Genomic DNA, 12,459 nt, shown 5'->3' on the forward strand with positions numbered 1-12,459 from the left:
AACAAAGTAGTATAAAAACTAAAAAGGCACCCGAAGGTGCCTTTTTCTTAAGCTTTTAACGATTACTCGTTATATGACTTACTCTTCAGAAGAGAAACCAGCGTTTAGAAGTGCCGCTAGGTTATCCGTTGCTTGCTCAGCAGAAGGACCATCTTGCGCTTCAGAACGTTTAGCTTGACGCTCTTGGTGGTATGCGAAACCAGTACCAGCTGGGATCAGACGACCAACAATTACGTTCTCTTTCAGACCACGTAGGTCATCACGCTTACCAGAAACCGCAGCTTCTGTTAGTACGCGAGTTGTCTCCTGGAACGATGCCGCAGAGATGAACGACTCAGTCGCTAGAGATGCTTTAGTAATACCTAGTAGTTCACGTTCGAAACGTGCAGGCTCTTTGCCTTCAGCTTCTAGGTTACGGTTAGCAATCTTAACTTGTGAGTACTCAATCTGTTCACCAGGTAGGAACTCAGAGTCACCAGAGTGAGTAATAGTACACTTACGCAGCATCTGACGAACGATAGTTTCAATGTGCTTATCGTTAATCTTAACGCCTTGTAGACGGTAAACTTCCTGTACTTCGTTAGCAATGTACTGCGTTACCGCGTGTACGCCACGTAGACGTAGGATGTCATGTGGAGACTCTGGACCATCTGCGATCACGTCACCACGTTCAACTTTTTCACCTTCGAATACGTTCAACTGACGATGCTTAGGAATCATCTCTTCGTAAGCTTCACCGCTTTCACGTGTGATCACTAGGCGACGTTTACCTTTCGTCTCTTTACCAAAGCTCACAGTACCTGTGTGCTCAGCAAGGATTGCAGGCTCTTTCGGCTTACGTGCTTCAAATAGGTCAGCAACTCGTGGAAGACCACCGGTGATATCTTTGTTACCGCCAGACTTCTGAGGAATACGTGCTAGTGTTGCACCAACACCTACTGCTGCGCCATCTTCGATGTTCACAATCGCTTTACCAGGTAGGAAGTAGTGAGCTGGCATATCAGTACCAGGGATCATTACATCGTTACCTTGCTCGTCAACAAGTTTGATAGCTGGACGCATATCTTTACCTGCTGAAGGGCGAGCTGCTGGGTCAGTTACTTCGCTTGAAGATAGACCAGTTAGGTCATCCGTTTGACGAGATACTGTTACGCCGTCGATCATATCTACGAACTGGATGCGACCTGCTACCTCGGTAATGATAGGTAGTGTGTGCGCTTCCCAGTTTGCAACTGTTTCGCCAGCTTGAACTGTATCACCATCGCCTTTGCTTAGTAGCGTACCGTAAGGCAGTTTGTGTTTCTCTTTAGTACGACCAAACTCATCAACGATAGTTAACTCTGTCGCACGAGAAGTGATAACGATCTTACCGTCATCAGCCAATACAGATTTAGCGTTGTGTAGCTTGATAGAACCGTTGTTCTTAACTTGAACACTGTTCTCTGCCGCTGCTGTCGATGCCGCACCACCGATGTGGAACGTACGCATCGTTAGCTGTGTACCTGGCTCACCGATAGACTGAGCAGCAATAACACCCACTGCTTCACCTTGGTTCACTAGGTGACCACGTGCTAGGTCACGACCGTAACATTGTGCACAACAACCGAAGTCAGAATCACACGTTACTACAGAGCGCACTTTCATGCTGTCTACTGAGTTCTCTTCCATGATTTGACACCACTTCTCATCGATCAGGGTGTTACGTGGAATAAGAACGTCTTCAGTGCCAGGTTTTAGTACGTCTTCAGCAACAACACGACCAAGAGCAAGCTCAGAAAGTGCAACTTTAACATCACCACCCTCGATGTGAGGCATCATGTCGACACCTTCGTGAGTGCCACAGTCATGTTCAGTTACAACAACGTCTTGAGCAACGTCTACTAGACGACGAGTTAGGTAACCCGAGTTCGCTGTTTTCAGTGCCGTATCCGCAAGACCCTTACGAGCACCGTGCGTTGAGATAAAGTACTGAAGTACGTTTAGACCTTCTTTAAAGTTCGCTGTGATCGGCGTTTCGATGATTGAACCATCTGGACGCGCCATCAGACCACGCATACCCGCAAGCTGACGAATCTGTGCTGCAGAACCACGAGCGCCCGAGTCCGCCATCATATAGATGCTGTTGAATGACTCTTGCTGTTCCTCTTCACCGTCACGGTTAACTACCGTTTCAGATGAAAGGTTTTCCATCATTGCTTTCGCAACACGGTCGTTGGTCGATGCCCAGATATCGATAACTTTGTTGTAGCGTTCGCCCGCAGTAACAAGACCTGATTGGTACTGTTCCTGGATTTCACGTACTTCTTCTTCCGCTTCTGCGATTTCAGTGTACTTAGCTGCAGGTACAACCATATCGTCGATACCAACAGATACACCAGAAAGTGCCGCGTATGCGAAACCTGTGTACATGATTTGATCAGCGAAGATTACTGTGTCTTTCAGACCGAGTTTACGGTACGCCTCGTTAAGTAGGTTAGAGATTTGCTTCTTACCTAGCTTTTGGTTAACGATGCTGTACGGTAGACCAGCTGGCACGATTTGCCATAGCATTGCACGACCAACAGTGGTGTCTACCATCTTGGTTTCTGTAGTGCTGTTGCCGTCTTCGTCTACAACAGTTTCTGTAATACGTACTTTAACGCGTGCGTGAAGCTCAGCTTGTTTAGTGCGGTATGCTTTCTCAGCCTCTTCTGGGCCAGAAAGGTACATGCCTTCACCTTTCACGTTGATCTTTTCACGAGTCATGTAGTACAGACCCAATACAACGTCCTGAGAAGGTACGATGATCGGATCACCTGACGCTGGCGACAGAATGTTGTTTGTCGACATCATCAGAGTACGAGCTTCAAGCTGTGCCTCTAGAGTTAGAGGTACGTGAACCGCCATTTGGTCACCATCGAAGTCCGCGTTGTACGCCGCACAAACAAGTGGGTGTAGCTGAATCGCTTTACCTTCGATCAGTACTGGTTCGAACGCCTGGATACCTAGACGGTGAAGTGTAGGTGCACGGTTCAATAGTACTGGGTGTTCACGGATTACTTCGTCTAGGATATCCCAAACGACCGCTTCTTCACGCTCTACCATTTTCTTAGCGGCTTTGATTGTAGTCGCAAGGCCACGAGTCTCTAGCTTGCTGTAGATGAATGGTTTGAATAGCTCAAGTGCCATCTTCTTAGGAAGACCACACTGGTGTAGACGCAGGTATGGACCTACTGTGATTACAGAACGGCCAGAGTAGTCTACACGTTTACCTAGAAGGTTCTGACGGAAACGACCTTGTTTACCCTTGATCATATCAGCAAGAGATTTCAGAGGACGCTTGTTAGAACCTGTGATCGCACGACCACGACGACCGTTATCTAGTAGCGCATCAACAGACTCTTGCAGCATACGTTTTTCGTTACGTACGATGATGTCCGGAGCAGCTAGCTCTAGAAGACGCTTCAAACGGTTGTTACGGTTGATCACACGACGGTATAGATCGTTAAGATCAGAAGTCGCAAAGCGGCCGCCATCTAGAGGTACGAGAGGACGTAGATCTGGCGGAAGTACTGGAAGTACAGTTAGGATCATCCACTCAGGGTTGTTACCCGATGCGATGAACGCTTCTACCAGCTTAAGACGCTTAGTTACTTTCTTACGCTTAGTTTCAGAGTTTGTTGTCTCTAACTCTTCACGCATTTGTTCTGCTTCAGCGTGCATATCCATAGAACCTAGTAGGTCCTTGATAGCTTCCGCACCCATCTTAGCAGTGAACTCGTCGCCCCACTCTTCTAGACGATCTAGATACTCTTCTTCAGTAAGCATCTGACCTTTTTCTAGATCAGTCATACCAGGCTCTGTTACTACGTACATTTCGAAGTACAGAACGCGTTCGATATCACGTAGAGGGATATCCATTAGTAGACCGATACGAGACGGTAGCGATTTTAGGAACCAGATGTGAGCTACTGGTGAAGCCAGTTCAATGTGGCCCATACGGTCACGACGAACTTTAGTTTGTGTAACTTCTACACCACACTTCTCACAGATAACACCACGGTGCTTCAGGCGCTTGTACTTACCACAAAGACATTCGTAGTCTTTAACTGGACCAAAGATACGCGCACAGAACAGACCATCGCGTTCAGGTTTGAACGTACGATAGTTGATCGTTTCAGGTTTTTTAACTTCACCGAAAGACCATGAACGGATCATGTCTGGTGAAGATAGACCGATTTTGATTGCATCAAATTCTTCGGTCTTATGCTGTGCTTTTAGAAAGTTTAATAAGTCTTTCACAATCAGCTCCTGTAAGGAGTTAAAAGGAGCTCACTTGCTAAAGTGAGCACCTTCTTCCAAATAATCGCTTTGATTCTCTCGACTTTCATCAAGAGAGAAAAGGATTACTCTTCGTCTTCTAGCTCGATGTTGATACCTAGCGAGCGGATCTCTTTCAACAGTACGTTGAACGATTCTGGCATGCCAGGTTCCATGCTGTGGTTACCGTCTACGATGTTCTTGTACATCTTAGTACGGCCGTTAACGTCATCCGACTTAACCGTTAGCATTTCTTGTAGCGTGTAAGCAGCACCGTATGCTTCTAGTGCCCATACTTCCATCTCACCGAAACGCTGACCACCGAACTGAGCTTTACCACCTAGTGGCTGCTGAGTTACTAGGCTGTACGAACCAGTTGAACGAGCGTGCATCTTGTCATCAACAAGGTGGTTCAGTTTCAGCATGTACATGTAACCAACAGTTACAGGACGCTCAAACGCATCACCTGTGCGACCATCAAACAGTGTTAACTGACCTGATGTTGGTAGATCTGCTAGCTCAAGAAGTGCTTTGATTGACTCTTCTGGAGCGCCATCAAATACAGGAGTCGCGATTGGTAGACCGCCACGCAAGTTCTTGATCAGAGTACGTACTTCATCATCAGATAGAGAAGCAATGTCTACTTTCTGGCGAGTGTCGCCTAGATCGTAAACTTTTTGTAGGAACTCGCGGAATTTCGCTAGTTCTTGCTGCTCTTTAACCATCTGGTTGATCTTGTCACCGATACCTTTCGCTGCCAGACCTAAGTGTACTTCTAGGATCTGACCGATGTTCATACGCGAAGGTACACCCAGTGGGTTAAGTACGATGTCTACAGGCTGACCTTTCTCATCGTATGGCATGTCTTCAACAGGGTTGATCTTAGAGATTACACCCTTGTTACCGTGACGACCCGCCATCTTATCACCAGGCTGAATGCGACGTTTAACCGCTAGGTAAACCTTAACGATCTTCAGGACGCCAGGTGCTAAATCATCACCTTGAGTGATCTTACGACGCTTAGTTTCGAACTTCTTATCGAAGTCAGCTTTTAGCTCATCCCACTGCTCAGCAAGTTGCTCAAGCTGAGTTTGTAGTGCGTCATCTTCTAGCGTTAGTTCTAGCCACTTCTTACGATCAGTTGTGTCTAGTTTCGCTTCAGAGTAACCGCCTTCAATCAATACAGCTTTAACACGGTTTAGAAGGCCGCCCTCAAGAATCTGGAATTCTTCAGTTAGGTCTTTCTTCGCTTCTTTAAGCTGCATCTGTTCGATTTCAAGCGCACGCTTGTCTTTCTCTACGCCATCGCGAGTAAAGACTTGAACGTCGATGATCGTACCTGATACAGAGTTAGGTACACGTAGTGAAGTATCTTTAACGTCAGATGCTTTTTCACCGAAGATTGCACGTAGTAGCTTCTCTTCAGGCGTTAGCTGAGTTTCACCTTTAGGTGTAACTTTACCAACTAGGATGTCGCCACCCTTAACTTCAGCACCGATGTAAACGATACCTGACTCGTCTAGTTTAGACAGAGCAGACTCACCTACGTTTGGAATATCCGCTGTGATCTCTTCAGAACCAAGCTTAGTATCACGCGCCACACAAGTCAGTTCTTGGATGTGGATAGTCGTGAAACGGTCTTCTTGAACTACGCGCTCAGATACTAAGATCGAGTCTTCGAAGTTGTAACCGTTCCAAGGCATGAACGCGATACGCATGTTTTGACCAAGCGCTAGTTCACCAAGGTCTGTTGAAGGACCATCAGCAAGAACGTCACCGCGTGATACAGGCTCACCTGGCATCACACATGGGCGCTGGTTAATACATGTGTTCTGGTTAGAACGTGTGTATTTAGTCAGGTTGTAGATGTCGATACCAGCTTCACCTGGTACTAGCTCTTCTTCGTTAACTTTAACAACGATACGAGAAGCATCTACTGACTGGATTACACCACCACGTTTAGCAACTGCAGTTACACCTGAGTCAACTGCTACGTTACGTTCAATACCAGTACCAACAAGCGGTTTGTCAGCTTTCAGTGTTGGAACTGCCTGACGTTGCATGTTCGCACCCATCAATGCACGGTTCGCATCATCGTGTTCTAGGAACGGGATAAGCGATGCAGCGATAGATACAACCTGGTTTGTCGCAACGTCCATGTACTGAGCGTGCTCACGAGGGTGTAGACCAGATTCACCTTTCTGACGAGCTGTGATCAGCTCATCTGCAAAAGTACCATCTTCGTTTAGCTTAGCGTTCGCCTGTGCGATAACGAATTGGCCTTCTTCGATTGCAGATAGGTAATCTACTTCGTCTGTTACTACGCCATCTACAACGCGACGGTATGGTGTCTCTAGGAAACCGTACTCGTTACAACGCGCAAACGCAGATAGAGAGTTGATCAGACCGATGTTTGGACCTTCAGGCGTTTCGATAGGACATAGACGACCGTAGTGAGTTACGTGTACGTCACGTACTTCGAAGCCAGCACGTTCACGAGTTAGACCGCCAGGACCCAATGCAGAAATACGACGCTTGTGCGTTACTTCTGATAGCGGGTTGTTTTGGTCCATGAACTGTGAAAGCTGTGAAGAGCCAAAGAATTCTTTAACTGCCGCAGAAATTGGCTTCGCGTTGATCAAGTCTTGAGGCATGATTGCGTCAAGATCGCCTAGGCTTAGACGCTCTTTAACTGCACGCTCAACACGTACTAGACCTACACGGAACTGGTTCTCAGCCATTTCGCCTACAGAACGGATACGACGGTTGCCTAGGTGGTCGATATCGTCCACTTCGCCCTTACCGTTACGGATCGCGATCAGCTTCTTCATCACTTCGATGATATCAGTTTCATCAAGCGTGCCTTGCTCTTGAGCATCTTCACGGCCGATAGAGCTGTTGAACTTCATACGACCAACAGTCGATAGATCGTAACGCTCTTCAGAGAAGAATAGGCTTTCGAATAGAGCTTCTGCAGCTTCTTTTGTTGGCGGCTCACCAGGGCGCATCATGCGGTAGATTTCTACCAATGCAGAAATACGATCAACCGTGCTGTCGATACGTAGTGTTTCTGACATGAATGGACCGTGGTCTAGATCGTTCGTGAATAGAACTTCTAGCGCTTTGTGGCCAGCCTGAGATAGGTTCGCTAGTGCTTCCAGGCTGATTTCCTGGTTAGCGTTAACAATGATCTCGCCAGTTGCTTCATTGATGTAATCTTTAGATGCAACTTTACCAACGATGTACTCAACTGGTACTTCGATGTGATCAACGCCATCTTTTTCTAGTTGGCGGATATGACGAGCTGTTACGCGACGACCCTGCTCAACGTAAACTTTACCATTTGCTTCGATGTCGAATGACGCAGTTTCACCACGTAGACGATCAGGAACCAACTCCATCAATAGAGTTTGGTCTTTCACTTCGAAGTTCACTTTCTCGAAGAAGATATCTAGGATTTCTTCTGTCGACTTACCTAGTGCTCGAAGGATGATCGATGCTGGTAGCTTACGACGGCGGTCGATACGAACGTACAAGTTATCCTTAGGATCAAACTCGAAATCAAGCCATGAACCACGGTAAGGAATAACACGTGCGTTGTATAAAACTTTACCTGAAGAGTGGGTCTTACCCTTATCGCTGTCGAAGAACACGCCTGGGCTTCGGTGCAGCTGGGATACGATAACCCTCTCGGTACCGTTGATTACGAAGGTACCATTGTCTGTCATGAGTGGAATTTCACCCATGTAGACTTCTTGTTCTTTAATGTCTTTTACAGTACCTGCTGGCGCGTCTTTATCAAAGATAACTAGGCGTAGTTTTACACGTAGTGGCTTTGAGTAAGTTACACCGCGGATTTGACATTCTTTAACGTCAAAAACTGGCTCACCAAGACGGTAGCTAACGTATTGCAGCTCAGAATTGCCGTTGTAGCTCTGAATCGGAAATACAGAACGGAAAGCGGCTTCAAGACCGTATTGACCTTCAGGATCCTGTTCGATAAATTTGTCGAACGAATCGAGCTGGATCGATAGCAGGTATGGAATGTCCAAAACTTGTGGACGAGTACCAAAGTCCTTACGGATGCGCTTTTTCTCGGTATAAGAGTAAACCATGGGGTTCCTCAGCTCGCTGATAAGTGACCCAAACTGTCCGCCCGCTCCTAGTTACTTAAGGGGGGTAAGGGACAGTGACTAATATAGCTGTTTACTGTAGTGACATTTCATTTCGTAAGAATGAAATGTTTTTTGCATGGATATCAGGCGCTTAAACAGCGGGAAAATTCGCCTATACCCTACAGCGCAAAAAGGCCGGTGGTTAAAAAACCACCAGCCAATTAGCCGTTAGGCTAAGAAACTATGCAATAATTACTTAACAGCAACAGTTGCACCAGCTTCTTCTAGCTGAGCTTTAAGAGCTTCAGCTTCTGCTTTCTCAACACCTTCTTTAAGAGGTGCTGGAGCGCCGTCTACTAGAGCTTTAGCTTCTTTAAGACCTAGGCCAGTTGCGCCACGTACTGCTTTGATTACAGCAACTTTGTTACCGCCAGCAGCTTCTAGGATTACGTCGAATTCAGTTTGCTCAGCAGCAGCTTCGCCTGCAGCAGCGCCGCCAGCTACAACAGCAGCAGCAGCAGAAACACCGAATTTCTCTTCCATTGCTTCGATTAGTTCAACAACTTGCATTACAGACATTTCTGCAACTGCGTCTAGGATTTGCTCGTTAGTAATAGACATAACAATTCTCTTTTAAGTCAACAATAAGTTTATTAAGCAACCAGTAAAAAGCAAGGCTTATGCCGCTGCTTCTTGTTTTTGATCGCGGATAGCTGCGATAGTACGCGCCAGCTTGCCAGCCGAAGCTTCTTTCATGCACATCATTAGGCGTGCAATTGCTTCGTCGTAAGTTGGTAGTGTTGCTAGTACTTCAGCGTCAGTTAAAGCGCCTTCAAATGCAGCAGCTTTGATCTCGAAATCTTTGTTCTCTTTAGCGAAGTCTTTGAAAAGACGCGCTGCAGCACCTGGGTGCTCATTAGAGAATGCGATTAGAGTAGGACCAGTGAAAGTGTCAGTTAGACACTCGTACTCAGTACCTTCAACCGCACGACGAGCAAGAGTGTTACGAACAACTCTCATGTAAACGCCAGCTTCACGAGCTTGTTTACGTAGAGAAGTCATCGCGCCAACTTGAACGCCACGAGAATCAGCTACAACTGCAGAAAGTGCACCACTGGCAGCTTCGTTGACTTCAGCAACAATTGCTTTTTTGTCTTGAAGGTTTAAAGCCATCTTGGATTTACTCCTGGTTGTCGTTACACCACTCACTATCATCACGACAGTGAGAGCTATTGAGGTGCTTCCCCAGAAGAAAGTTAACTATATTACATAGAGCTTTCTGTCAGTTCGGGCACCATCTACGTAGGATAATTAAGTTTGCTTTTACACAAACACCTACGGTCTTGGACGGAGACTGGGTCTTAATTCATTTCGAACTAGGAGACAGTTCAAAGAACCAAAGTTCAGCCCCAACCACAAATATTAGGCGCAAAATTATACACTAATTTTGCGCCTAAGCAAATAAATTATGCTTGAGTGTTCAGGCTAGCCTGATCAACAGCAACACCAGCACCCATAGTAGTAGAGATGCTTACTTTCTTCAGGAAAGTACCTTTCGCTGAAGATGGCTTAGCTTTCTTCAGAGCAACTAGAAGTGCTTCTAGGTTCTCTTTGATCTGCTCAGCAGAGAAGTTTGCTTTACCGATAGTAGTGTGGATGATACCGTTTTTGTCGTTACGGTAACGAACCTGACCAGCTTTAGCGTTTTTAACTGCTTCAGCAACGTTAGGAGTTACAGTACCAACTTTAGGGTTTGGCATAAGACCGCGAGGACCTAGGATAGTACCTAGTTGACCTACAACGCGCATTGCATCTGGAGAAGCAACAACTACGTCAAAGTTCATTTCGCCTTTCTTAACTTGCTCAGCAAGATCTTCCATACCTACGATGTCTGCGCCAGCTTCTTTAGCTGCTTCAGCGTTAGCACCTTGAGTGAACACTGCAACGCGGATTTCGCGGCCAGTACCGTGAGGTAGTACAGTTGCACCACGTACGTTCTGGTCAGATTTACGAGCATCAATGCCTAGGTTAACAGCAACGTCTACAGACTCAACGAATTTAGCAGTCGCTAGTTCTTGAAGAAGAGCAACAGCTTCGTTGATTTCGTATTCTTTAGTTACGTCAACTTTTTCGCGGATTACGCGCATGCGCTTAGTTAGTTTTGCCATCTTATTAACCCTCTACCACTAGGCCCATTGAACGAGCAGTACCAGCGATAGAACGCTTCATCGCTTCGATGTCAGCACCAGTCATATCAGCAGCTTTAGTTTCTGCGATTTCTTGGATTTGAGCGTCAGTTACAGTACCAACTTTTTCAGTGTTTGGACGACCTGAACCAGACTTAACGCCAGCAGCTTTCTTAAGAAGAACAGCAGCAGGTGGAGTCTTAGTTACGAACGTGAAAGAACGGTCGCTGTATACTGTGATAACTACTGGAGTTGGTAGACCTTTCTCAATAGATTCTGTTTTTGCGTTGAACGCTTTACAGAATTCCATGATGTTCACACCGTGTTGACCTAGTGCAGGACCTACTGGTGGACTAGGGTTAGCCATACCAGCAGCAACTTGTAGCTTGATGTAAGCTTCAACTTTCTTAGCCATGATAATTCCTAAGTTTGGGTACAAACGCTAATCGCGGATCAGCTCCCCGTTTGTGTAAGAAACTTTTTACTTCACTTGAAGTAAAAAGGCGCGAAATTATAGTCATAATCCGCGCCTTATACAACCCTAAAAAGGTGATTTTTTATACTCTTTAACGAAGAGTCTTAGTCCAGCTTTTCAACCTGACCAAATTCAAGCTCAACTGGTGTCGCACGACCAAAGATCGATACAGACACTTTCAGGCGGCTCTTCTCGTAATCCACTTCTTCAACAGTACCGTTGAAGTCAGCAAATGGACCTTCGTTAACACGTACCACTTCACCCGCTTCGTACATTGTACGCGGACGAGGCGCTTCACTCGCTTTCTCAAGACGATTAAGAATCGCGTCAGCCTCTTTATCCGTGATAGGTGCCGGACGGTCTGAGGTACCACCAATGAAGCCCATGACACGCGGCACACTGCGTACTAGGTGCCATGATTCATCGTTCATAATCATCTGAACAAGGACGTAACCTGGGAAGAACTTACGCTCAGACTTGCGACGCTGACCCGCGCGCATTTCCACTACTTCTTCAGTAGGAACCAGTACTTCACCGAATAGCTCTTCCATGCCGTGCATTTTGATATGCTCGCGCAGAGATTGAGCTACACGACCTTCAAATCCAGAGAAGGCTTGAACCACATACCAGCGTTTTTTTGGAGCTTCACTCATGAATAAAAACCCTCTATACCCCAGTTGCTAGAGCTACTAGACGAACCATAATTCCGTCAATACCCCATAGCACTAGAGCCATTACAATACTTACAGCTAAAACGATCAGTGTTGTTTGCATGGTTTCTTGGCGAGTAGGCCAAACAACTTTACGTACTTCCATACGAGATTCTTTTGCAAAACTGATCGCTGCTTTACCTTTAGTCGTTGTTGCTGCAACGCCTAAGGCAGCTGCAATAAGAACAACAACGCCTGCAGCACGAACCACTACAGACATTTCACCATACAGGTAATTACCCACAACAGCGGCAGCTGCCAATACGAAAGCGGCTACCCACTTAAACGTATCTGCTGCGTTTGAGCTATCAGGAGTTTCAGCATTATTTGCTTTCATAAAACCAACCTGTTACAAGTCTTAATATAGACGACAACAACCCCGCTGTTGCAGGGCAAACTCCATATCGCTGAAAAAATCAGCGTACTCTTCTTAAGATTAAGCCTCTTTGCTTAATCTTGCTCTGCGCCCAACCCACTTCTGAACAAGAAAACAGCAAAAATAATGTTGAGTGCAGAAAAAGGGCATCAAATGATGCCCTTTTTGCTACTGGTTCGTCAAATCTAATTCAAGATTTTCCGAAAGCATCGCTAATTCGCTATGAATTAGTCGAAGATCTTAGCAACAACACCAGCACCTACTGTACGGCCACCTTCACGGATCGCGAAACGTAGAC

The 12,459-nt window shown here is 46.2% G+C and carries 8 protein-coding genes and 1 pseudogene; all 9 read right to left on the minus strand.

Going from position 1 to position 12,459, the window contains the following annotated elements:
- Positions 1 to 78: 78 nt before the first annotated feature.
- Positions 79 to 4,281, minus strand: coding sequence for a DNA-directed RNA polymerase subunit beta' (gene rpoC, locus R7M72_RS23335; RefSeq protein ID WP_005382514.1), 4,203 nt, complete (start codon positions 4,279 to 4,281; stop codon positions 79 to 81).
- A 104-nt stretch (positions 4,282 to 4,385) separates the two neighbouring features.
- Positions 4,386 to 8,414, minus strand: coding sequence for a DNA-directed RNA polymerase subunit beta (rpoB, locus tag R7M72_RS23340; protein ID WP_005384685.1), 4,029 nt, complete (start codon positions 8,412 to 8,414; stop codon positions 4,386 to 4,388).
- A 252-nt stretch (positions 8,415 to 8,666) separates the two neighbouring features.
- The gene (gene rplL, locus R7M72_RS23345) at positions 8,667 to 9,035 is read right to left on the minus strand and encodes a 50S ribosomal protein L7/L12 (protein WP_005382540.1); all 369 of its coding nucleotides are present in this window, start codon (positions 9,033 to 9,035) and stop codon (positions 8,667 to 8,669) included.
- 57 nt (positions 9,036 to 9,092) lie between these two features.
- Positions 9,093 to 9,587, minus strand: a complete 495-nt coding sequence (rplJ, locus tag R7M72_RS23350) for a 50S ribosomal protein L10 (protein ID WP_005382538.1) — start codon at positions 9,585 to 9,587, stop codon at positions 9,093 to 9,095.
- A 293-nt stretch (positions 9,588 to 9,880) separates the two neighbouring features.
- Positions 9,881 to 10,582 carry a 50S ribosomal protein L1 gene (gene rplA, locus R7M72_RS23355; protein WP_005384683.1) on the minus strand — a complete coding sequence of 234 codons (702 nt, stop codon included), beginning with the start codon at positions 10,580 to 10,582 and terminating at the stop codon, positions 9,881 to 9,883.
- A 4-nt stretch (positions 10,583 to 10,586) separates the two neighbouring features.
- Positions 10,587 to 11,015, minus strand: a complete 429-nt coding sequence (gene rplK, locus R7M72_RS23360; RefSeq protein WP_005384682.1) for a 50S ribosomal protein L11 — start codon at positions 11,013 to 11,015, stop codon at positions 10,587 to 10,589.
- Positions 11,016 to 11,179: 164 nt separating this feature from the next.
- Positions 11,180 to 11,728, minus strand: a complete 549-nt coding sequence (gene nusG / locus R7M72_RS23365) for a transcription termination/antitermination protein NusG (protein ID WP_005384681.1) — start codon at positions 11,726 to 11,728, stop codon at positions 11,180 to 11,182.
- 13 nt (positions 11,729 to 11,741) lie between these two features.
- A complete protein-coding gene (gene secE, locus R7M72_RS23370) occupies positions 11,742 to 12,122 on the minus strand; it encodes a preprotein translocase subunit SecE (RefSeq protein ID WP_005384680.1) in 381 nt (126 codons plus the stop codon).
- 266 nt (positions 12,123 to 12,388) lie between these two features.
- A pseudogene (locus tag R7M72_RS23375) lies at positions 12,389 to 12,459 on the minus strand (elongation factor Tu); the annotation flags it as partial.

Origin of the sequence: Vibrio sp. YT-18 (assembly GCF_033337345.1) — a bacterium.
Classification (GTDB): domain Bacteria; phylum Pseudomonadota; class Gammaproteobacteria; order Enterobacterales; family Vibrionaceae; genus Vibrio; species Vibrio alginolyticus.